Below are 19,902 nucleotides of genomic sequence, written 5' to 3' on the forward strand. Positions count from 1 at the left end.
GGATGACCGAAGCTGCCGCCGGCTTTCCCGCTTTGCCCTTCGCGCTCGAAGCGCCGGACCGCTACCTGACGTTCCAGGGCATCGATTTCGAGGGGAACATGAAAGTGGTGCTCACGCACCTGTTCCGCTACATCGACGACCCGGCCCACGGCAACGCCTTCTGGGACCGCTTCAAGGCCCGGCTGGCGGCTGCGGAGACGGGCGGCGGCACCATCTGCGACAAGCTGCTGCTGCTCCACTCCCACGTTTATTACATGGTCGAGCTGTTCGAGGAGCACGAGGACGAGGCCGCGCTGACCGACCTGAAGAGGCTGGAGGAAGAGTGCTTCTGACCGTCACCCGGCCTCGGGCGGAGGGGCGGGACGGAATCCGACGCGCTTCAGCCGCACGATTGCGAGATCGAGGGCGGAGAGGAATTCCGAGCGGGCGCGCGGCGAGAACGGCTTCGGACCGCCGGTGACGGCGCCAGCCGAGCGCAGTTCTTCCATCAAGTTGCGGGTGGCGAGCTGCATGCCGATGGAATTGGCGGTGAAGGGTCGCCCGTCCGGCGCAATCACGCTCGCCCCGGCAGCGACGCAGCGGGAGGCAAGCGGCACATCGGCGGTCACCACCACGTCCCCGCGCGAAACACGGGCGGCAATGAAGTCGTCCGCCACATCCGGACCGGCCGGCACGATGACCCGCTCCACCAGAGGATGGCGGGGCACCATGAGCGGCGCGTTGGCCACCACCAGCACGCGGATATGGTGGCGGAAGGCGACCTTGTACGCCTCCTCCTTCACCGGGCACGCGTCGGCGTCGATATAGAGGGCGATGGGTTCTTCGCGGGGAGCGCTCATGCCTGTCCCATGGCAGGCCGTCGTCGCGGGAGCAAGGTGGGGCGGCCAGCCTCAGGCGGCGGACGCCGGCTCCTCCGCCGGGGCATCAGCAGCCTGAGCCGAGGCGCGACGTTTGCGCCAGGGGATGGCGATATAGGCAAGATCATCCAGCATTCCGAGGAGCTTGCCGCCCTGCTGCAGCTCGCGGTCCAGCGCCGCCATGGTGGGCGCGAGACCCGGATCCTCATCTTTCAGCCAGGTGTCGAGCACGCGGGCGAACAGAAGAGCCAGCCCCTTGGCCCGGACGCTTCCGGACAGGCCCGCGCAATCGATGCCCGCCGCGGCCAGCATCCAGCGCTGCGACGCTTCGGACAGGCGCAGCAGTGTCAGAGCGAGGGCTGGATCGCGGCGGGCGGAGCGGGTGAGACCACGTACGGCCTCCTTGTGGGGCTCCAGCGCATCAAGACGGCGCATGAGCACTTCGAACAGCCGCTCGCGCGGCCCCTCCCCCGCCAGATCGTCGCTGTCCGGGCCGCCTTCAGCGAGCACCTGCCGGTCAGTGGCGCGGAAAAAGGCAGCGAGGAGGTCGTCGGTGGTGGCGAAGGAGGCGCGCATCTGCGCCAGCGGCACGCCACAATGCGCGGCGACCCCGGACAGCGAGATGGCGCGGAACGGCGTCTCGGCCAAAAGGTCGAGGAAGCTGCGCAGGCAGGCCTCGCGCGTGGTCTCGGCGGTCATGGCCCTTCTCCTCGATCAAGAGACGACGTCGTCAGCCGGCGAGTTCCTTGCCGCGCCGGGTGGCGGCGGCGACGGCCTCCACCATCAGGGGCGGAAAGCCGCGGCCTTCATCCATGAGAACGGCCAGCGCCGCCGCCGTGGTGCCGCCCGGGGAGGTCACGTTCTGGCGAAGCGTCGCGGCGGAAAGGTCGGACTGGTCCATCAGTGCCCCCGCACCGGCCACGGTCGCGCGGGCGATGCGGGCGGAGAGGTCCGCCGGAAGGCCGGCGGCCGCGCCGGCCTGCGCCATCACTTCGGCGAGGAGGAAGGCATAAGCGGGACCGGAGCCGGAGACTGCGGTCGCGGCGTCCATCAGAGCCTCGTCATCGACCCATTCGACGATACCGATGGCGCCGAGCAGCGCTGCGGTGAGATTCTTGTGCGCCGGCGTCACGGCCGGCGAGGGCACCGCGACGCTCACGCCGCGCCCGATGGCGGCGGGCGTGTTGGGAATGGAGCGGACGATCGCGGCATCCGCGCCGAAAATGTTGCCCATGAACGCCATGGTGCGCCCCGCCATTACGGAGACGACAAGGGTGCCCGGCTTCACGAGCCCGGCGACCGCCGGCAGCGCCTCGGGCGCCACCTGCGGCTTGACCGCGAGGAGCAGGACGGACGGAGCGGCGATGGCCTCGTGCGGGGGATTGACCGAGACACCTTTGGCGGCGAGCGCCGACGCCGATTCGGCCGTCAGGTTGGGATCGAGCACCACGGCCTTGTCCGCCGGGAGGCCAAGCTTGAGCCAGCCCTCCAGCATGGCCGAGCCCATCTTGCCGCAGCCGAGCAGCACCACCGGACCAGACAGGGATTTCAGCACGCTCTCGCTCATGACCGCCTCTTGAACCGGACCTGCTGCGGGCACGTTCGCGCCCGCGGGTCCCGCAGAGGACATCACATAGAGGAGGCTCGCGCCCCGCGCCACATCGGCGGCGGGGATCGCACCCACAGCACGGACGCCAGAGGGCCGGCTGCCGCCGGCCCCGGTGGCGAGGCTCAGGCCTCGCCGACGGTCTCGAACAGGGCCGTGTCCATGGCCTCGCGGGCGGTCTTGCCGGCCCAGACCACGAACTGGAACGCGGGATAGTAGCGCTCGACCGCATCGAGGGCGGCATCGAGGATGGCCTCGCACTGGCGGTCGGAGGCGGTGGCGCCGCCCGCCAGCACCAGCGCATGGCGGAACATGATGACGCCTTCCTGGGACCACATGTCGAAATGGCCCAGCCACATCTGCTCATTGACGAGGGCGAGGAGCTTCAGCACCTCGGGGCGGCGCCCCTCCGGCACCTTGAAGTCGAAGGCGCAGGCCACGTGGAGCGCCTCGAGCTCGTCCATCCACTGGAAGGAGACATGGCAGTCCGTCCAGCGGCTGGCGAGCGAGAGGGTGATCTCGTCCTCGTCGGAGCGCTCGAACGACCAGTCACGCAGAGCAGCGAGCTGCTCCACGAGATCAACGGGGTTCGCCGGCGCATCGGCTTCGATGTCGATGAGAGACATGGCCTCGACCTCGCGGTGTGAGGAACGCGGAGAGGGTCGAAAGCGACACTCCGTGCGACAGGCCACGGGCAGACAGGAGCCAGGGCAGGCGCAGGCGGCGTGCCGTTCGGAGGCTCGCCGTCAGGACATGTCCCGAAAGAGCGTGTCCTTCAAGAGAGCATCCTGGCGAGGCTGCGCCCCGTCGTATTCGAGCGCTACGACGAACCGGCTCCGAATCGCCACGAAAATCAGTATATCGCGGGTAAAGTTGACCCCGCTACGACAGATTGTGGGTACGCCATCCGCCCGGTGCCCTTTTGTCGCAGGGGCCGGATGCCGTCGCAACTTCCCTTGCGGAAGACGTCAGGCCGGCCCGCCGGGCACTTCGGTCTCCGGGCCGGTGGAGCCGGTGGCGGTGGGATGGGTGTGGATGCGCAGGTTCGCTTCCAGCACGGCGATACGGGCGGCGAGGCGCTCATTCTCCATGCGAGCCTCGGCGGCCATGTCCTTCACCGCCTCGAACTCCTCGCGCTTCACCACGTCCATGTCGCGCAGAAGGCGCTCGACCTGCGACCGCATGACCGTCTCGGCCTCGCGCCGGACTCCCTGGGCCACGCCAGCGGCATCGTTCACGAGACGCGCCATCTCGTCGAAAAGGCGACCGGTGGTCTGGGTCATGGAAGCCTCCTGGGGCCAGGCAGCCGCGTTCTGCCGCGGCGAAATCGGTCCGGCGGAAGCCGGTTCGGCGAACATGGCGACAGAGCGGGCGGGACGCAAGGGTGCAGCGCAACATCGCTGTTCCTGCGCCCCCGGCCGCGCCGTCAGCCCTCCCGGCTGTAGCGCACGCGGAAGAGTTCGCGCCATGTGCCGTCCGGCTGGCGCTGGCGCGAGGTGAGAAGACGCGCATCCTCGCCGTCGAAGGCGATGATGTCCTCATAGTCGGCGCTATCGCCACTGCCGTCCATCGCGGGACCGCGGGTGGCGAGGGTCAGGGTCGTCCCCGCCGCATCGAGCCCGCCCTCGTAGACCCACAGATGGCTCATCGTGGAGCCGATCCAGCTCCCCACGACTTTGCTGCGCGCCTCATCATATCCCAGCGTCATGAGGCTCGCGTGGATGCTGGCGTCCGGCATCTGCGAGGCGCCGTCCAGCAGCACCCAGGCGCCGAACAGCCGCGCTGTTTCGCGGCCCTTGATGGTGCCCTCGCCGTCCGGTGCCGGGGATTCCACGCTCCATTCGCCGACAAGCCGCCTCAGCCATGCCTCTTCCGGCGCCTGCTGCCGCTCTGTCTGCGTTTCCATGGCTTGCTCCTCCCGTTTCCTCCTGAATTACCACCTCACCTTAGGTAAAATATGGCGCGACCGAATCACGCCCGGCCCGCGGCTTGACGCGGACTCGCCCGTCGCGGCACATGGCCCGTCATCCGGCGGCGCCGGTGCCGACATACGGGGAACCGATGCCCACCCTCGCTTTGCCATTCCCCGCCATCGATCCGGTGCTGATCCAGGTGGGCCCGCTGGCGATCCGCTGGTACGCGCTCGCCTACATCGCCGGCCTCGTCATCGGCTGGCTGCTGGCGCGGCGTCTGGTTTCGCGCCCCGCGCTGTGGGGCGGCACCTCGCCCATGACCCCGCAGGACCTCGACGACGCCTTGTTCTGGGCGACGCTGGGCGTGATCCTCGGCGGGCGCCTGGGTTATGTCCTTTTCTACAATCCGGCCTTCTTCGCTCAGAATCCGGCGGACATCTTCGCCGTCTGGAAGGGCGGCATGTCGTTCCACGGCGGGCTCGCCGGAACGCTGCTCGCGCTCGTGCTGTTCGCCCGCTCCCGCGGCATCCCGGTCTTCTCCATGCTCGATGTCGCCGCCGTGGTGGCGCCCATCGGTCTGTTCTTCGGCCGCCTCGCCAACTTCATCAACGGCGAGTTGTGGGGACGGCCGGCGGATGTGCCATGGGCCATCGTCTTCCCCCATGGCGGGCCGCTGCCGCGCCATCCCAGCCAGCTCTACGAGGCGGGGCTGGAGGGCATCGTTCTGTTCTGCGTCATGCTGCTGGTGGTGCGCAGCGGCGAGCTGAAGCGCCCCGGCGTCGCCGCGGGCATCTTCGGCATAGGCTACGGCATCGGCCGCATCATCGGCGAGTTCTTCCGCGAGCCGGATGTTCAGCTCGGCTATCTCGCCTTTGGCACCACCATGGGCATGTGGCTCTCGGTGCCACTGGTGCTGGCGGGGCTCGGCCTGCTCCTTTACGCGCTGAAGCCCAAGCGGGTGCCGTGAGTTCGCCGCTCGCAGAGGAGATCCGGCTGCTGATCGCCGCGGAAGGCCCCATGCCGGTCAGCCGCTACATGGCGCTGTGCCTCGGCCATCCCCGCCACGGCTATTATGTGACGCGCGACCCCCTCGGCGCGCGGGGGGACTTCACCACCGCTCCCGAGATCAGCCAGATGTTCGGCGAGCTGGTCGGCCTGTGGGCCGTGGCCGCCTGGCAGCAGATGGGCGGGCCGGACCCGTTCCGGCTGGTGGAACTCGGCCCCGGCCGTGGCACGCTCATGGCCGATGCCCTGCGCGCGGCGCGGCTCGTTGCGGCGTTCGGCGCGGCGGCACGCATTCACCTGGTGGAGACCAGCCCGGTCCTGCGCAAGGCGCAGGCGGGCGCGCTGGCCGCGCAGGGGGATCGCGTTTCCTGGCACGACCAGATCGAGGACGTGCCTGCCGGCCCGGCCATCGTGCTGGCGAACGAATTCTTCGATGCCTTGCCGGTGGACCAATATGTGTGGACCGGCGCCGGCTGGCACGAGCGTCGGGTCGGCCTGGGCGCCGAGGGCCAACTCGTCTTCGGTCTTGACCCGGCCCCCTCCCGCGTGGCCCCGGCCCGCGCCACCCATCTGCCACCGCCGGCACCGGGCGCCGTGCTGGAAGTGATGGAGAGCGGTCCCGCCCGCGCCCTTTCCGCCCGCCTTGCGAGGCAGGGGGGCATGGCCCTCGCCATCGACTATGGCCATGCCGGCGGCCACGGGGACACCCTCCAGGCGCTGCGCGCTCATCGTTTTGCAGATCCTCTCGCCGATCCCGGTGAGGCGGACCTGACCGCCCATGTGGATTTCACGCGCCTCGCCCTGCTGGGGCGGGAGGCTGGGCTGAAGGCATTCGGGCCGTTGGAGCAGGGCGACTTTCTCGTCCGCCTCGGCCTTGCCGCCCGCGCCGACCGGCTGATGCGCGACGCACCGCCCAAGGCCGCGGACGCCATCGCCACCGCCGCGCGCCGCCTCGCCGGAACCGGGGATGGAGAGATGGGGCGGCTGTTCAAGGTGCTCGCGCTCGCCCATCCTGACCTTGGCACGCCGCCCGCGTTCGACCCGTCCGAGGAGTTCAGCCGATGAAGATCGAGGCGCCCCTGCTCAGCGCCCTGCCCGGCATCCGTCACGCCTTCTTCACCCGGAGGGGCGGCGTCTCCCAGGGCATCTATGCCAGCCTCAACGGCGGCACCGGCTCCAATGACGATCCCGCTGCCGTCGCGGAAAACCGGGCGCGGATGGCCGAGGCGCTGGGGGTGGCGCCCACGCATCTCCTTGCCTGCTGGCAGGTCCATTCGGCCGATGCGGTGGTCGCGACCGAGCCTTGGACCCGCGAGACCGCGCCCAAGGCCGACGCGGTGGTGACGGCGACGCCCGGCATCGCCGCAGCCATCTCCATCGCCGACTGTGGACCGATCCTGTTCGCCGATCCCGGCGCAAGGGTGGTTGCTGCCGCCCATTCAGGCTGGAAGGGCGCCGTGGGCGGCATCGTCGCCGCGACGGTCGCGCGCATGGAGGAACTGGGTGCGCACCGTGCCAGCATCCGCGCCGTCATCGGGCCGCTGATCCGCCAGCCGAGCTATGAGGTCGGGGAGGAGTTCGTCGGCCGCTTCCTCGCCGAGGACAAGGGCTTCGCCCGCTTCTTCGCCCCCGCCGACCGGGCGCATCATTCCCTGTTCGACCTGCCGGGCTTCATCCGCCTCAGGCTGGAGCAGGCGGGGGTCGGGCAGGTGCATGACCTCGGCCTCGACACCTACACCGACGAGGAACGGTTCTTCTCCTATCGCCGCACGACGCACCGCAAGGAACCGGACTACGGGCGGCTGATGGCCGCCATCACCCTCGCCTGAGTCGCGGACATGCCGATGAAATCTTCCGATGCCGTCCTCCTCATCGTGCCCGGCTGGCAGGGCTCGGGTCCCGACCACTGGCAGAGCCGCTGGGAGCGCAGCCTTTCCGCCGCACGACGGGTGATGCAGGCCGACTGGGACCGCCCCGACGCGGCCGAATGGCCGCAGCGTCTCGCCGAGGCGGTAGCGGCGGCGGAAAAGCCGGTGGTGGTGATCGCCCATTCCCTCGGCGTGCCGACGCTGGTGCATGCGGTGCCGCTGCTGCCGCCCGGCAAGGTGCGGGCGGCCTTCCTCGTGGCCCCGCCCGACCTTGATCGGGCCGATATCGACCCCGCCATCGCCGGCTTCGCCCCGGTGCCGACGGCGCCCCTGCCCTTCCCCTCCGTGCTGGTGGCGAGCCGGACCGATCCCTATTGCGACTACCGACGGGCCGAAGGCTTCGCCCTCGACTGGGGTGCGGCCATCGTCGACGCGGGCGATGCCGGGCATATCAATGCCGAGGCGGGCTATGGGCCGTGGCCGGAGGGCTCGGTGCGCCTGCTCGGCCTGCTGCAGTCGCTCGACTAAGCGGCAGAAGGCTTAAGAAGCCATCAACCACGCCGCACGGCCGGCCCTGACCCTGCGGGATTTCCTGCCGTCGTTAACCGCACCTTAACCGTTTTTCTGGACCCGCCCGCCAATTCCCGCTACCCCTTTCGGCGACAAGCTCAACGCCGGGAACCGTCATGCGGGTATCAGAGGCAGGTGTCGTGGACGCAGCAGCCGAACGCGCGGGCTTTTCCCGCGCCGCGCGCCGCTTCATCTCTCCCCTGCGGCTTGCCGGCCTGGCCCTGTGCCTCGCCCTCGGCGCCTGCCAGACAGACGGCTCCGGCATGGCCAGCTCGGGTGGCGGCGGCGCCGTTGCCTTCGACAGCATCGACGGGCCGCCGCAGGCCACCTTCGAGAAGCTGGTGGGCCAGCTCAATTCCGAAGCGGAGACCCGGCGCGTGGCGGTTGCCTCGCGCAGCGGCGGCGCCGCCTACCGGGTCAAGGGCTACCTCGCCATGCACGTCCAGAAAGGCACCGCCACGGTCGCCTACGCCTGGGACGTCTACGACCGCAACCAGAACCGCGTCGCCCGCCTCTCCGGTGAGGAGCCGGCCGGACGGGTGAAGGGCAAGGTCTCGGACGGCTGGGCCGCCTGTGACGACAAGGTTCTCGCCCGCATCGCCGACAAGTCCATGGCGAGCCTGGCCGAGACGCTCGGCGTCGGCGGAACGGCGCCCGCGCCGGCCGCCGCTGCGGCCGCCCCCGCCGCGACAGCGGCGCAGGAGGAGAAGCCTGCTGCCGCCGAGCCCGCCGCCCGGCCCGATCCCGCCGGTGTTCCGGTGGCCGCGCTCGCATCCTCGGGGCCGGCCCTCAGCTACGCCGCCAACTGACCGGACGACACGACATTCCAGCAACAGCCGGGGCCGACGATCGCGTGGCACCGACTTCTGCCGCGCCGTGGCCCTTTACAACATTGTGACGGCCCGCCTATCAGAGCCGGAACAAGTCTCGTTTCCGACCCTTCGATCAGGCCCGTTGCCGGGCGGAGCGTCCCAATGTCAGCGGAGAACGGTCCCATGAAGCTCGTCGCGGGCAATTCCAACCGCGCGCTCGCGGAAGCCATTGCCGCTTATCTTGCGACGCCGCTCACCAAGGCCGTGGTGCGCCGCTTCGCGGACATGGAGATCTTCGTCGAGATCCAGGAGAACGTGCGCGGGCAGGACGTGTTCGTGCTGCAGTCCACCTCGTTCCCGACCAACGATCACCTGATGGAGCTGCTCATCATCATCGATGCGCTGCGCCGTGCCTCGGCCAAGCGCATCACGGCGGTGCTGCCTTATTTCGGTTACGCCCGCCAGGATCGCAAACCCGGCCCGCGCACTCCCATCTCCGCGAAGCTCGTCGCCAACCTCATCACCCACGCCGGTGCCGACCGCGTGATGACGCTGGATCTCCACGCCGGTCAGATCCAGGGCTTCTTCGACATCCCCACCGACAACCTCTATTCCGCGCCGGTGATGGTGCGTGACATCAAGGAGCGGTTCGACACCTCCAACGTCATGGTGGTCTCGCCGGACGTGGGCGGCGTGGTCCGCGCCCGCGCGCTCGCCAAGCGCATCGACGCCCAGCTCGCCATCGTCGACAAGCGCCGCGAGCGGCCGGGCGAGAGCGAGGTGATGAACGTCATCGGCAATGTGGAAGGCCGCTCCTGCATCCTCGTCGACGACATCGTCGATTCGGGCGGCACGCTGGTGAACGCGGCCGATGCGCTCCTTGCCCGCGGCGCCAAGGAAGTCACCGCCTACATCACCCACGGCGTGCTCTCAGGCGGTGCCGTTGCGCGCGTCACCGCCTCCAAGCTCAAGGAACTGGTGATCACCGATTCCATCCTGCCGACCGAGGCGGTGCGGGTGGCGCGCAATATCCGCGTCGTCTCCATCGCCACCCTCATCGGCGAGGCCATCGCCCGCACGGCGCACGAGGAATCGGTCTCCAGCCTGTTCGACTGAACGGGCCGCACGAGGCATCCGGCGGGCGCGCCGAACCATTGCCCGCGACGGGATCCCGGAGCATCAATAGCGCCGTGAGCCTCACGGAGCCCCGCCATGGCTGAGGACAAGGTTCAGGGACCAGCTTCCTACTTTCCCTCCATCGAGAAGAAGTACGGGCGGCCGATCGCGGACTGGCAGAAGTATGTGCGGGACGCCTATCCAGCGAAGCACATGGACCTGGTGGCGATTCTGAAGAACGATCATGGGCTGGGGCACGGACACGCCAACGCGATCGTCGCCTACACGCTCGCTCAGGATGGCCTGAAATAGGCGACGGACCGCCAGACCGCTGAAGGACCTGCTTCCGATGGGCCGGATCGCGCTCTAGCTGCGCGGCACCTCACCGCCGCCGTTCGTCTCTCCTTCCACCTCGCCCTTGCGCTGCAACCAGAGCATCGCGAGCCAGCAGGAGGAGGCCCAGGCGGCGCCGAGCGCCCATCCGCCCACCACGTCGGTCGGCCAGTGGACGCCGAGATAGATGCGGCTGATGCCGACGATGACGGTGATGACCGCCGCCCCGCCCAGCAGGAACAGCTTCACCCGCGTGCGCTTCTGGGTGCGGGCGAGCAGCGCCGCGAGGGTCAGGTAGACCACCGCCGCGAGCATGGCGTGGCCTGATGGGAAGCTCTGGGAATAGACCGACATGCCGTGGGGCACGAGGTCCGGCCGGGGCCGGTCGAAACCCCATTTCAGCCCCTGCGACAAGATGGTGCCGCCCGCCACCGACACCGCGACGAGCAGGGCAGCGTGGCGCTTGCGGGTGAGCATGAGGAAGAAGATCACCGCAAGCGTCAGCAGGGTGAGCACGCTGGTGCCGCCCAAGGCGGTGAGGTCGCGCATCATCTCCTCCACCCAGGGCGGGCCGAGGGGATCGGACGGATCGGCGGGATTGCGCAGGGCGAGCAGGATGTCCCGGTCGAGGCTGCCGGGCGCGCCTTCCGTCACCTCGTCGGCAACGACGAGGAAGAGATAGAAGGCGAAGGCGATGAAGCCGAGAACGGCCAGCGTCGCCCGTTCCATGGTGCTCACCGAGGCGAGCAGCGGACCGACGAGGGGAAGGCCTTCGAGACGGTGAAGGCCGCGCTTCAGCAAGGAAAGGGGGGGCTTGTCGCTCACGCGGAGAGGTTTGGCCGGAGTGGGTGCGTGCGTCAACTCCCTAACGGAAAGGGGCGACGCCGGTGCCAGCGCCGCCCCCTCCTGAGATCGAAATTCCGGTGAGGCCGGTCAGGCGGCCTGCTGCTTCGGGCGCACCTCGGCGGAATAGGAATCCATCAGCTGGTGGGTGATGCCCGAGGGGGCGAAGGTCCAGTCCGCGATGGAGCCGACCGGGGTCACTTCCGCGGCGGTGCCGGTGATGAAGCATTCCGAGAAATCGGACAGCTCTTCCGGCTTGATGTGGCGCTCGATCACCTCGATCCCATGGCGGCGGGCGATATCGATCACGGTGCGGCGGGTGATGCCGTCGAGGAAGCAGTCCGGGGTCGGCGTGTGGATCACGCCGTCCTTGACGAAGAACACGTTGGCGCCGGTGCACTCGGCCACGTAACCGCGATAGTCCAGCATCAGCGCATCGGCGAAGCCGCGACGCTCGGCCCGGTGCTTGGAGATGGTGCAGATCATGTAGAGGCCGGCGGCCTTCGCCCGGCAGGGGATGGTCGCCGGATCGGGGCGGCGCCACTCGGACAGATCGAGGCGCAGGCCCTTGATGCGCTGCTCGGGATCGAAATAGCTCGGCCATTCCCACACGCCGATGGCGAGGTGGATGGTGTTCTTCTGGGCCGCGACGCCCATCATCTCGCTGCCGCGCCAGGCCACCGGACGGACATAGGCGTCGACAAGACCGTTCTTCTCGAGCGTCGCCTTCTTGGCGGCGTCGATCTCCCCGATGGTGTAGGGGATGGTGAAGTCGAGCATCTCGCCCGAAAGGCGCAGCCGCTCGGAATGCTCGGAGCTTTTGAAGATCTCGCCGCCGTAGGCGCGCTCGCCCTCGAACACCGTGCTGCCATAGTGAAGGCCATGCGAGAGCACGTGCAGCTTGGCATCGGCCCACGGCACGAAAACGCCGTCGTACCAGATCCAGCCGTCGCGTTGGTCGAAGGGGACACCCTGAGCGCTCATCTTCTCAACTCCTGTTCAGACCGCGTCGTGCGCGCGGCTTCCCCCCTACGTCACCGCAGCTTTCCAGCGGTCCCGCATGGGGATATCTTTACGCCTGCTTACCAAGCCGGCAAAGCCGCGAAACGATCGAACCGGCCGGGCGATGCCCGCGACCGATCATTTCGTGGAACACGCTCTTTGGGTAACGATCAAAACGAAAAAAGTCAACATGACTGACATAAATTCCGCACTCGCCCTCGCCGGCGCACCCAAGACCGCCGCCGACGCACCTGCTCCGGCCGCGGCCGAGGCTGCGCCGCTCGTGGATTTCGTCGAGCTGCTGTTCTTCGCCTATCGTGATTTCGTGGCCGACCCGGACGAGATTCTCGCGCCCATCGGCTTCGGGCGCGCGCACCATCGCGTGGTCCATTTCGTCAACCGGCATCCGGGAATGCGCGTCACGGACCTGCTCGACATCCTGCGCATCACCAAGCAGAGCCTCGGCCGGGTGCTGCGGGAACTGGTGGACGAGGGCTTCGTGGAAAGCCGGGCCGGCGCCTCCGACCGGCGCCAGCGGCTGCTGTTTCCCACCATCAAGGGCGAAGCCCTCGCGCGCCAGTTCGTGGCGCTGCAGAGCCGGCGCATCGAGGCCGCGCTCGCGGCCAGCGGTGCGGAAAGCCAGGACACGGTGCGTCGCTTTCTTCTCGCCATGATCGACCCGGAGGATCGCGTGCCCGTGGAGCGGCTGATCGAGCGGGCGGACCGCGCGGCCCGGGCGCGCCGCGCGTGAGCGCCGACTGCCTCCGATCCCGCCCCGCTGTGCGGCGACCAGAAAACGAGACCCAGATGATCCTTCGCGCTTTTCGGGAGGCCCCCCGCCATGGCTGAGGCCGCGACGTCCTCCGTCGCCCTCGCCGACGATGCCCCCCATCTGCTCGTGGTCGACGACGACAACCGCATCCGCACGCTTCTGTCGCGCTTCCTCACCGAGAACGGCTATCGCGTCAGCACCGCCGCCTCCGCCGCCGAGGCGCGGGCGCGGCTGGAGGGCCTTGCCTTCGACCTTCTGGTGCTCGACGTGATGATGCCCGGCGAGAGCGGCCTCGACCTTGCCCGCGACCTGCGGCGCGGTTCGGCGGTGCCCATTCTCATGCTCACCGCCCGCTCGGACACCGCCGACCGCATCACCGGCTTGGAGGCCGGCGTGGACGACTATCTCGCCAAACCGTTCGAGCCGCGCGAGCTGCTGCTGCGCATCGGCTCCATCCTCAAGCGCGCGCTGCCGCCGCCGCAGAAGGCCATCGAAAGCGTGCGCTTCGGCGAGTTCGCCTTCCATCTGGAGCGCGGTGAACTGACCCGCAGCGGCGAGATCGTGCGCATCACCGAGCGCGAACGCGACATGCTGCGGGCGCTCGCCGAGGCCCCCGGCGATACGGTGCCGCGCCTGGCCCTCGCCGGCGGCGGGGCGGCGAGCGAGCGCGCCGTGGACGTGCAGGTGAACCGCCTGCGCCGCAAGCTGGAGCGCGATCCCGCCAACCCCGTCTATCTCCAGACCGTGCGCGGCATCGGCTATCGGCTGGTGGTGACGCCTTGAGCGTGGCGGAGAGCCCTACGGGTGTCCGCCACTGGGCGAGGCTGGTGCTCGTCTGGCTGAGGGACACGACCAACGGCTTCGCCGCCTGGTTCAACCGGGTGACGCCCAAGGGGCTCTATCCGCGCTCGCTGCTCATCATCGTCACGCCGATGGTGATCCTGCAGTCCGTGCTGGCCTTCGTCTTCATGGAGCGCCATTACAACGTGGTGACGCGCCGCCTCTCCGCCGCCGTCAGCCAGGACATCTCGGCCGTCGTCTCGCTCTACGATCTCTTGCCGAAGACCAACGACCACATCGCCCTGCGCACCTTCGCGTCGCGCAACCTCTCGCTCAACGTGGCGGTGCTGCCGCCCACCGACCTGCCGCCGCCCGGGCCGAAGCCTTTCTTCTCGGTGCTCGATGCCGCGCTGTCCCGCGAGATCGGCCTCAGGCTGAAGCAGCCTTTCTGGCTCGACACCGTGGGCCGCTCCATGCTCATCGAGGTCCGGGTGAAGATGGACGATGCGGTGCTGCGCATCTTCGCCCCGCGCAACGCCGCCTACGCCTCCAACTCGCACATCTTCCTCTTGTGGATGGTGGGCACCTCGCTGGTGCTGCTGGCCGTCGCCATCCTGTTCCTGCGCAACCAGATCCGCCCCATCGAGAACCTTGCCGACGCCGCCGAGGCCTTCGGCAAGGGGCGCGACGTGGAGAATTTCCGGCCCCGCGGCGCCCGCGAGGTGCGGCGGGCCGCCGTCGCCTTCCTGGAGATGAAGCGGCGCATCGAGCGGCAGATCGAGCAGCGCACGACCATGCTCGCCGGCGTCTCCCACGACATGCGCACCATCCTCACCCGCTTCAAGCTGGAGCTGGCCTTCCTGCCAGAGGGCGAGAGCGAGGCGCTAAAGAAGGACGTGGACGAGCTTCAGGGCATGCTGGAGGCCTACCTCGCCTTCGCCCGCGGCGACCCCGGCGAGCAGGCGGCCCTGACCGACATGGGCGAGCTGATCGAAGACCTGCGGCTCAATGCCGAGCGCGACGGCGCCACCGCCACGGCGAGCTTCATGGGCCCGCCTCTGGTGGAGGTGAAGGCCGACCAGCTCAAGCGCTGCATCGGCAACCTCGTGAACAATGCCGTGCGCCATGCCCGCGCGATCGCCGTCTCCGGCACCCGCGACGCGCGCTACCTGATCGTGACCGTGGACGACGACGGGCCGGGCATTCCCGAGGAGAAGCGCGAGGAGGTGTTCCGCCCCTTCCTGCGCCTCGATGATGCGCGCAACCAGGACGCTGGAGGCTCCGGCCTCGGCCTCTCCATCGCCCGCGACATCGCCCGCGCCCACGGCGGCGACATCCAGCTTTCCGACAGCCCCATGGGGGGATTGAGGGCTACGGTCCGCATCCCCGTCTAGCCTATTCCTTGGGCATGCCCGAACCTTGGGCTTGCCCCTCTTCGCCGGCTGATGATCCACTGGCGACATGGACAAGCTGCCCCCGCCTCCGCCCTTCCAGCCCGCAGATTTCGCCCAGACCCATCCCGGCCTTGCCTTGCTTCGCCTTGCCGCGCTTCTGGCCGAGGGCAGCGAGGCGGACGAGGAGGCGCTCGACATGATGTTCGAGCAGATGGAGGTGGGCGCACTGGACGGCCTCGCGCCCGCCGACATCTGGTCGGAAGTCTGCCGGGGGCTGATGGGTAACCGGCCCGGCGCCATGGTCAAGGCGCTGAGGGAATGCGGGGTGCTGGAAGAGATCCTGCCCGAGGTCTCCGCCGTCTTCGGGGTTCCGCAGATCACCGACACGGCGGACGAGATCGACCTCGGCGTCCTGCTCGTCGCCGCCCTAAACGAGGCCGGTCGGCGGGGCGCGCCGCTGGAGGTGCGTTTCGCGCTGCTGATGATGCACGCCGGCAAGTCGGACTCCCCGCGCGAGCATCTGCCCGTCCACTATCGCCACATGGAACGCGCCGTTCCGCGCATCGCGGCCGCCTGCGACCGCTTTGACGTGCCCGAGCGCTGCCGCGACCTCGCGCTCCTGTCCCTCCACGAATGCGAGCGGGTGCAGCGCGCCTCACCGGTCCGCGCCGGGCCGCTCGCGGCCATGCTGGAGCGCACCGGCGCCTTCCGCGATCCCGACCTGTTCGAGGAGCTGCTGCTGGTCGCCACCTGCGACTATTTCGGCCACGGCGACCGCATCGGCGAGACCCACCCCAAGGTGGAGCTGCTGCGGGCCGCCCGAGACGCCTGTGCCAGCATAGATGAAGGCGAGCGCGACGACATCGCCCTCGCCCGCGCGCAAGCCATTGCCACCGCGTTCAAATCCGAGCGGTGGGAAGAGGCGTGAGGATCAGAACAGGCGGCCGCCGTCCGGCACCTTGAGGCTCGGCGAGATGAGCACCACCGCGCCGTTCTCGTCGGGAAAGCCAAGGGTCAGCACCTGCGACATGAAGGGGCCGATCTGCCGGGGCGGGAAATTCACCACCGCCGCCACCTGCCGCCCCACCAGATCCTCCGGCGTGTAATGCACGGTGATCTGCGCCGACGACCTTTTCACCCCGATCTCCGGCCCGAAGTCGATGGTGAGCTTGAAGGCAGGCTTGCGCGCCTGCGGGAAGGGCTCGGCGGCCACGATGGTGCCGACGCGGATATCCACCTTCAGGAAGTCGTCGAAGGTGATGACGGGGGAAGGAGCGCTCTCGTCGGACATGGCGGCCTGCTGCTGCGGAAGGCCTGCTTATAGGCCAACGCCGGCCTTCTCCGCGAGCCCCCAACGGATCGTCGTCAGCTTGACAGTAAAGGGGGCAGAAAATATTAACCCAGCGGTAACCATGCCCGGGCGGGGGAACGGACAAGTGACTTTCAAACCACGGATTTTTGCCGGCTTCCTCGCCCTCTCGACCTTCGGCGCATCGCTTCCTGCCACGGCGCAGGAAACGGCCTACGATCGCTCCGGCCGCTGGACCATTACCGCCGTTTTCGACAACAACCAGTTCGGCTATTGCGCCGCCGACACCGACAACGGCCAGGTGCAGCTCCGCATCGGCACGGATGGAAAGTCTTGGCAGATCGGCGTGCCTTACTATGGCAACGTCTCGGGCCCCCTCGACGTCTATTACGGCTTCGGCGGCGCCGCGGAGATGGGCACCTTCCATGCCGAGGGGGACGGCTGGGCCTCCATGATGATCAACAACGACCAGCTTAACGCCTTCAGGACGTTGCCGGAATTCTCCGTGAATCTCGACCGGGGCGAGCAGACCTTCAAGCTCGCCGGCGCCATCCAGGCGCTCGACAAGACCCTGGCGTGCGCGCGCAACCGCGGCCAGAAGCCCTCCCCGCCGCCCCCTCCTCCGCAGCAGAATGTGACCAACGGCAAGAATTGCCCGCCCTTCGGCAGCGTCCGCTCGCAGAACAGCAATGCGGCGGTGAAGGTGATGTTCGTCAATGAAACGGACATTCCCCTCAATATCATGTGGATCGACTTCAACGGCGAGTGGAAGAAGTACCATACACTCAGGCCGCACTCGAATGTGGAGCAGCCGACCTATGGCACGCACCCGTGGATTGCCGTGGATTCCCGCGGCACCTGCCATGGCGGCGTGATGTACGGCAATCCGGCCTCGCGCACCGAGGGCGACAACATGTTCCAGATCTGGGACTGAGACGGCACGCAGGCCGGCGACAGCTTCGGGGAGCGATGGCAATGTCTTGCAGGACTTATGTTTTCGGGGCGTTGGTGGCCGCAGCGGCAGTCGCCGCGGCGGTCCCGGCGGCGGCGCAGAGCGCGGGGCGCAATTGTCCGCCCTATGGCAGCGTCCGATCCATCAACAGCAAGGCGCCGGCGGAGGTTATCTTCCTGAATTTCACGAAGATTCCGCTCACCATCATGTGGATCGACTTCGACGGGCAGTGGCGCAAGTACCACACGCTTGCCCCCAATGCCGCCGCCACCCAGCGCACCTTCGGCACCCACCCCTGGATCGCCGTGGACGACAGGGGCAATTGCCACGGGCGGGTGATGTATCCCAACCCCAATTCGCGCGACGGCGGCGACAACCGGTTCGAGATCTACGACTGATTTCGCTTAGACCACAAAGAGTTGCGCCTCCGACCGGGCGGCTGGCCGGAGGCGCGGTGCTCAGCTCCGAGGTGTGATCGGAGCCTTGCTGGTGCGGCCCCACGCGACGAAAAGTGCGAGGGCGAGCAGGACCAGATTCATCGGCAGCACCTGGGCCTCGCCACGGGTGACATGCAGCACCATGGCGGCCGCCTGGATGGTGGCGAAGCCCGCTGCCGCGAGCGGCGTCAGGCCCGGCTGGATGCGCGTAAGTGCCGGAAAGATAATGCCAATCGCGCCGGCCAGCTCGGCAAGCCCGACGAAGCGCACGAGCCAGATCGGGGCATCGGCGGCCCAGGTCGCGCCCATCTGGGCGAGGGCCGGCGGGGCCATGAATGCGTGCATGCCGCCGGCCATGGCGAACATGAGGGCGAGGAGGATCTGGGCGGCCCACAGAGCGAGGGTCCAGCCTCGATTCGGGGCGATGCCGGTGGCGATGTCGGTGGGTGCCATGGGGTGTTTCACCGGGGGTATCGGCGTCGTTCAGGAACGGTTCGCCTGACTGTCAGATGCCTCGACGCTAGCGCTTTCCCATGAGGCAATCATGCCGCCATAATTTGACGCACGATTTCCTGATAGCGAATGATGATGGACACGCTCGCCAGCCTCCGCATCTTCGTCGCCGTCGCCGAGCTGAAGAGCTTCGCCGCCGCCGCCGCGCGCCTGCGGCTCTCCCCGGCCATGACCACCAAGCATGTCCAGCATCTGGAGGCGCGGGTGGGGGCGCGGCTGTTCCAGCGCACCAGCCGGAAGGTCAGCCTCACCGAGGCGGGGGCGCTCTATCTCGCCGAGGTGCGCCCCCTGCTGGAGGGGCTGGACGAGGCGGAGGCGCGCATCGGGGCGGCGACGCTGGAGCCGCGCGGCACGCTGCGCATGAGCCTGCCGGTGTGGATGGCGCATCCGCGCTTCGTCCGCCTCTTCGCCGCCTACCGGGCGCGCTACCCGCAGGTGCGGCTCGACCTGCATCTGGACGGGCGGGCGGTGAATTTGGTGGAGGAGGGCTTCGACCTTGCCCTGCGCATCACCCGGACGCTGGACGAGGGGGTGATCGCCCGTGCGCTCGCCCCCATCCCCTTCGTGCTGGTGGCCGCCCCGGCCCTTCTCGCCCGCACCGGACGGCCGGAGCGCCTCGCCGATCTCGACGGCCTGCCCTTCCTCGCCTACGCGCCTTTGATGGCGAGCGGACGCATCGCGCTGCCGGGGACGGGCGAGGAGATCCGCTTCGATCCGGTGGTGCTGAGCGGCAACGAGACCCTGCTGCTGATGGCGGCGCGGGAGGGCATGGGCTTCGCCTTCATGCCCCGCGCCATCGTGGAGGACGACCTCGCCGCCGGCACGCTGGACCACCTCCTGCCCGCCGCCCTCACCCCCTCCATCCCCCTCTACGCCATCTACCCCAACCGCACCCACCTGCCCGCCAAGGTGCGTACGTTCCTGGATTTTCTGGTGGAGGAAGGGTGGTGAGGGGGGAGGCGGCGCCTCCCGGGAGGCCTTCGCCTCTGCCCCCTCCGTCATGCCCGGCCTCGTGCCGGGCATGACGGCCGGGAAAACATGCTCGGCGTTCAGGCGACAGACAGAAGAATTGTTGAACACAACGCGCATTCATCAAATTATGATTGATCGTTAAGAAATACTCGAAGAACGCTATCGGCTATGTGAGCTTAAGGGGAATACCTATGCGTATTTACCATTTTACCAAGGCAAATTTTGCACTCGAAGCGGCAATGAAACGGCGGCTTAAAATTGCCAGGCTCAACGAACTGAACGACCCGTTCGAGTTCATGACATGGGCATCAACAGATAGAGAGTTCAGGATAAAGCTTAAAAAATGGAAGGATTTCGAGAATCTTCGTACGGGAATTTTGTGTTTCAGCAGGAAATGGCACAACCCGCTTCTATGGGCGCATTATGCTGATAATCATCGAGGCATCGCCCTTGGATTTTCGGTTCCAGACGATACCACCTACAATCCCGTAAGATATGTCAGCAAACGTCCGACCGCGCCCATTGCCATAGGTCAATCACCCGACCGGATTAATGAGCTTATCCTCACAAAATTTGAAGCATGGAAATACGAGGACGAGTATCGTTGTTTTTGCCTATTGCATGATTCTATATTTGAAAATGACCTATATTTTGAGCCATTTTCGCACAAATTGAAATTAACCGAGATAATCTTGGGTTATAATTGCCCGATTTCGCCTAAAGAAATCAAAGAAGCAATTCATCCTAGCCTCAGAAACGTAAATATATTCCGCTCTCGGCCGGCATTCAAGGATTTTTCGGTAGTCCGAGACCTGAGATCTATCCGGTAATTCGCGCAGACGGCGCTC

At 67.8% G+C, this 19,902-nt stretch carries 26 protein-coding genes; 16 read left to right on the forward strand and 10 right to left on the reverse strand.

Annotated elements, in window-relative coordinates; translation table 11 throughout:
* Positions 1–2: 2 nt before the first annotated feature.
* Positions 3–332, forward strand: a complete 330-nt coding sequence (gene cowN, locus ACT535_RS18550) for a N(2)-fixation sustaining protein CowN (protein WP_476365560.1) — start codon at positions 3–5, stop codon at positions 330–332.
* Between the two features lie 3 nt (positions 333–335).
* Here the strand turns inward: cowN and ACT535_RS18555 are convergent, their stop codons facing one another.
* The 6 genes from ACT535_RS18555 to ACT535_RS18580 form a co-directional block, all read right to left on the reverse strand.
* Positions 336–839, reverse strand: coding sequence for a YaiI/YqxD family protein (locus tag ACT535_RS18555; RefSeq protein WP_476365561.1), 504 nt, complete (start codon positions 837–839; stop codon positions 336–338).
* Between the two features lie 51 nt (positions 840–890).
* The gene (locus ACT535_RS18560) at positions 891–1,556 is read right to left on the reverse strand and encodes a TetR/AcrR family transcriptional regulator (RefSeq protein ID WP_476365562.1); all 666 of its coding nucleotides are present in this window, start codon (positions 1,554–1,556) and stop codon (positions 891–893) included.
* Between the two features lie 31 nt (positions 1,557–1,587).
* Complete coding sequence (gene proC / locus ACT535_RS18565) at positions 1,588–2,424, reverse strand: pyrroline-5-carboxylate reductase (protein WP_476365563.1); 837 nt, start codon at positions 2,422–2,424, stop codon at positions 1,588–1,590.
* Between the two features lie 164 nt (positions 2,425–2,588).
* Positions 2,589–3,089 carry a YbjN domain-containing protein gene (locus tag ACT535_RS18570; protein ID WP_168457543.1) on the reverse strand — a complete coding sequence of 167 codons (501 nt, stop codon included), beginning with the start codon at positions 3,087–3,089 and terminating at the stop codon, positions 2,589–2,591.
* A 342-nt stretch (positions 3,090–3,431) separates the two neighbouring features.
* On the reverse strand, positions 3,432–3,746 hold the full coding sequence (locus ACT535_RS18575; protein WP_168457542.1) for an accessory factor UbiK family protein: 315 nt from the start codon (positions 3,744–3,746) through the stop codon (positions 3,432–3,434).
* Between the two features lie 143 nt (positions 3,747–3,889).
* Entirely contained in the window at positions 3,890–4,369 is a 480-nt protein-coding gene (locus ACT535_RS18580; protein WP_476365564.1) for a DUF1579 domain-containing protein, read from the reverse strand.
* A gap of 155 nt (positions 4,370–4,524) precedes the next feature.
* On the opposite strand from ACT535_RS18580, the gene lgt reads away from it, so the two are divergent.
* The 7 genes from lgt (at position 4,525) to ACT535_RS18615 (ending at position 10,059) form a co-directional block, all read left to right on the forward strand.
* Positions 4,525–5,343: a prolipoprotein diacylglyceryl transferase gene (lgt, locus tag ACT535_RS18585; RefSeq protein ID WP_168457540.1), complete on the forward strand. Its 819-nt coding sequence runs from the start codon at positions 4,525–4,527 to the stop codon at positions 5,341–5,343.
* 50 nt (positions 5,344–5,393) lie between these two features.
* Positions 5,394–6,446, forward strand: coding sequence for a class I SAM-dependent methyltransferase (locus tag ACT535_RS18590; RefSeq protein WP_476365754.1), 1,053 nt, complete (start codon positions 5,394–5,396; stop codon positions 6,444–6,446).
* Positions 6,443–7,210 carry a peptidoglycan editing factor PgeF gene (gene pgeF, locus ACT535_RS18595; protein ID WP_476365565.1) on the forward strand — a complete coding sequence of 256 codons (768 nt, stop codon included), beginning with the start codon at positions 6,443–6,445 and terminating at the stop codon, positions 7,208–7,210. The genes ACT535_RS18590 and pgeF overlap by 4 nt, the downstream gene beginning before the upstream one ends.
* Before the next feature lie 15 nt (positions 7,211–7,225).
* Positions 7,226–7,777 carry an RBBP9/YdeN family alpha/beta hydrolase gene (locus tag ACT535_RS18600; RefSeq protein WP_476365566.1) on the forward strand — a complete coding sequence of 184 codons (552 nt, stop codon included), beginning with the start codon at positions 7,226–7,228 and terminating at the stop codon, positions 7,775–7,777.
* Between the two features lie 182 nt (positions 7,778–7,959).
* A complete protein-coding gene (locus ACT535_RS18605; RefSeq protein WP_168457537.1) occupies positions 7,960–8,628 on the forward strand; it encodes a hypothetical protein in 669 nt (222 codons plus the stop codon).
* Between the two features lie 165 nt (positions 8,629–8,793).
* On the forward strand, positions 8,794–9,747 hold the full coding sequence (locus tag ACT535_RS18610; RefSeq protein ID WP_168457536.1) for a ribose-phosphate pyrophosphokinase: 954 nt from the start codon (positions 8,794–8,796) through the stop codon (positions 9,745–9,747).
* 96 nt (positions 9,748–9,843) lie between these two features.
* Positions 9,844–10,059 (forward strand): DUF4287 domain-containing protein, encoded by a 216-nt coding sequence (locus ACT535_RS18615; protein WP_476365567.1) that lies wholly within the window; start codon positions 9,844–9,846, stop codon positions 10,057–10,059.
* 54 nt (positions 10,060–10,113) lie between these two features.
* On the opposite strand, the gene ACT535_RS18620 is transcribed toward ACT535_RS18615, so the two are convergent.
* Positions 10,114–10,905, reverse strand: a complete 792-nt coding sequence (locus ACT535_RS18620) for a phosphatase PAP2 family protein (RefSeq protein ID WP_476365568.1) — start codon at positions 10,903–10,905, stop codon at positions 10,114–10,116.
* A 108-nt stretch (positions 10,906–11,013) separates the two neighbouring features.
* On the reverse strand, positions 11,014–11,907 hold the full coding sequence (locus ACT535_RS18625; RefSeq protein WP_168457534.1) for a branched-chain amino acid aminotransferase: 894 nt from the start codon (positions 11,905–11,907) through the stop codon (positions 11,014–11,016).
* Between the two features lie 208 nt (positions 11,908–12,115).
* Between ACT535_RS18625 and ACT535_RS18630 the strand changes: the two genes are divergently transcribed.
* The 4 genes from ACT535_RS18630 (at position 12,116) to ACT535_RS18645 (ending at position 15,799) form a co-directional block, all read left to right on the forward strand.
* Entirely contained in the window at positions 12,116–12,676 is a 561-nt protein-coding gene (locus tag ACT535_RS18630) for a MarR family transcriptional regulator (RefSeq protein ID WP_168457533.1), read from the forward strand.
* A 90-nt stretch (positions 12,677–12,766) separates the two neighbouring features.
* Positions 12,767–13,480, forward strand: coding sequence for a response regulator (locus tag ACT535_RS18635; RefSeq protein WP_476365569.1), 714 nt, complete (start codon positions 12,767–12,769; stop codon positions 13,478–13,480).
* A gap of 44 nt (positions 13,481–13,524) precedes the next feature.
* Entirely contained in the window at positions 13,525–14,871 is a 1,347-nt protein-coding gene (locus ACT535_RS18640; RefSeq protein WP_476330113.1) for an ATP-binding protein, read from the forward strand.
* Between the two features lie 67 nt (positions 14,872–14,938).
* Entirely contained in the window at positions 14,939–15,799 is an 861-nt protein-coding gene (locus tag ACT535_RS18645) for a tRNA nucleotidyltransferase (RefSeq protein WP_476365570.1), read from the forward strand.
* 3 nt (positions 15,800–15,802) lie between these two features.
* On the opposite strand, the gene ACT535_RS18650 is transcribed toward ACT535_RS18645, so the two are convergent.
* A complete protein-coding gene (locus ACT535_RS18650) occupies positions 15,803–16,162 on the reverse strand; it encodes a tRNA-binding protein (protein ID WP_476365571.1) in 360 nt (119 codons plus the stop codon).
* 145 nt (positions 16,163–16,307) lie between these two features.
* On the opposite strand from ACT535_RS18650, the gene ACT535_RS18655 reads away from it, so the two are divergent.
* Both ACT535_RS18655 and ACT535_RS18660 read left to right on the forward strand, forming a co-directional pair.
* Positions 16,308–17,114, forward strand: a complete 807-nt coding sequence (locus ACT535_RS18655; protein ID WP_476365572.1) for a VHL beta domain-containing protein — start codon at positions 16,308–16,310, stop codon at positions 17,112–17,114.
* Positions 17,115–17,155: 41 nt separating this feature from the next.
* Positions 17,156–17,530, forward strand: a complete 375-nt coding sequence (locus ACT535_RS18660) for a VHL beta domain-containing protein (protein ID WP_168457528.1) — start codon at positions 17,156–17,158, stop codon at positions 17,528–17,530.
* A gap of 60 nt (positions 17,531–17,590) precedes the next feature.
* On the opposite strand, the gene ACT535_RS18665 is transcribed toward ACT535_RS18660, so the two are convergent.
* Entirely contained in the window at positions 17,591–18,022 is a 432-nt protein-coding gene (locus ACT535_RS18665; protein WP_168457527.1) for a DoxX family protein, read from the reverse strand.
* A 129-nt stretch (positions 18,023–18,151) separates the two neighbouring features.
* On the opposite strand from ACT535_RS18665, the gene ACT535_RS18670 reads away from it, so the two are divergent.
* Together ACT535_RS18670 and ACT535_RS18675 are read left to right on the forward strand one after the other, a co-directional pair.
* Positions 18,152–19,033, forward strand: a complete 882-nt coding sequence (locus ACT535_RS18670) for a LysR substrate-binding domain-containing protein (protein WP_476365573.1) — start codon at positions 18,152–18,154, stop codon at positions 19,031–19,033.
* A gap of 212 nt (positions 19,034–19,245) precedes the next feature.
* Positions 19,246–19,884, forward strand: a complete 639-nt coding sequence (locus ACT535_RS18675) for a DUF2971 domain-containing protein (RefSeq protein ID WP_476365574.1) — start codon at positions 19,246–19,248, stop codon at positions 19,882–19,884.
* Positions 19,885–19,902: the final 18 nt, after the last annotated feature.

It is taken from the genome of Xanthobacter sp. DMC12 (assembly GCF_056314105.1).

Coding starts and splice junctions, on each gene's coding strand:
- cowN (WP_476365560.1), top strand. CDS start 3: ATGACCGAAGCTGCCGCCGGCTTTCCCGCTTTGCCCTTCGCGCTCGAA.
- ACT535_RS18555 (WP_476365561.1), bottom strand. CDS start 839: ATGAGCGCTCCCCGCGAAGAACCCATCGCCCTCTATATCGACGCCGAC.
- ACT535_RS18560 (WP_476365562.1), bottom strand. CDS start 1,556: ATGACCGCCGAGACCACGCGCGAGGCCTGCCTGCGCAGCTTCCTCGAC.
- proC (WP_476365563.1), bottom strand. CDS start 2,424: ATGAGCGAGAGCGTGCTGAAATCCCTGTCTGGTCCGGTGGTGCTGCTC.
- ACT535_RS18570 (WP_168457543.1), bottom strand. CDS start 3,089: ATGTCTCTCATCGACATCGAAGCCGATGCGCCGGCGAACCCCGTTGAT.
- ACT535_RS18575 (WP_168457542.1), bottom strand. CDS start 3,746: ATGACCCAGACCACCGGTCGCCTTTTCGACGAGATGGCGCGTCTCGTG.
- ACT535_RS18580 (WP_476365564.1), bottom strand. CDS start 4,369: ATGGAAACGCAGACAGAGCGGCAGCAGGCGCCGGAAGAGGCATGGCTG.
- lgt (WP_168457540.1), top strand. CDS start 4,525: ATGCCCACCCTCGCTTTGCCATTCCCCGCCATCGATCCGGTGCTGATC.
- ACT535_RS18590 (WP_476365754.1), top strand. CDS start 5,394: ATGCCGGTCAGCCGCTACATGGCGCTGTGCCTCGGCCATCCCCGCCAC.
- pgeF (WP_476365565.1), top strand. CDS start 6,443: ATGAAGATCGAGGCGCCCCTGCTCAGCGCCCTGCCCGGCATCCGTCAC.
- ACT535_RS18600 (WP_476365566.1), top strand. CDS start 7,226: ATGAAATCTTCCGATGCCGTCCTCCTCATCGTGCCCGGCTGGCAGGGC.
- ACT535_RS18610 (WP_168457536.1), top strand. CDS start 8,794: ATGTCAGCGGAGAACGGTCCCATGAAGCTCGTCGCGGGCAATTCCAAC.
- ACT535_RS18615 (WP_476365567.1), top strand. CDS start 9,844: ATGGCTGAGGACAAGGTTCAGGGACCAGCTTCCTACTTTCCCTCCATC.
- ACT535_RS18625 (WP_168457534.1), bottom strand. CDS start 11,907: ATGAGCGCTCAGGGTGTCCCCTTCGACCAACGCGACGGCTGGATCTGG.
- ACT535_RS18630 (WP_168457533.1), top strand. CDS start 12,116: ATGACTGACATAAATTCCGCACTCGCCCTCGCCGGCGCACCCAAGACC.
- ACT535_RS18635 (WP_476365569.1), top strand. CDS start 12,767: ATGGCTGAGGCCGCGACGTCCTCCGTCGCCCTCGCCGACGATGCCCCC.
- ACT535_RS18645 (WP_476365570.1), top strand. CDS start 14,939: ATGGACAAGCTGCCCCCGCCTCCGCCCTTCCAGCCCGCAGATTTCGCC.
- ACT535_RS18650 (WP_476365571.1), bottom strand. CDS start 16,162: ATGTCCGACGAGAGCGCTCCTTCCCCCGTCATCACCTTCGACGACTTC.
- ACT535_RS18660 (WP_168457528.1), top strand. CDS start 17,156: ATGTCTTGCAGGACTTATGTTTTCGGGGCGTTGGTGGCCGCAGCGGCA.
- ACT535_RS18665 (WP_168457527.1), bottom strand. CDS start 18,022: ATGGCACCCACCGACATCGCCACCGGCATCGCCCCGAATCGAGGCTGG.
- ACT535_RS18670 (WP_476365573.1), top strand. CDS start 18,152: ATGATGATGGACACGCTCGCCAGCCTCCGCATCTTCGTCGCCGTCGCC.
- ACT535_RS18675 (WP_476365574.1), top strand. CDS start 19,246: ATGCGTATTTACCATTTTACCAAGGCAAATTTTGCACTCGAAGCGGCA.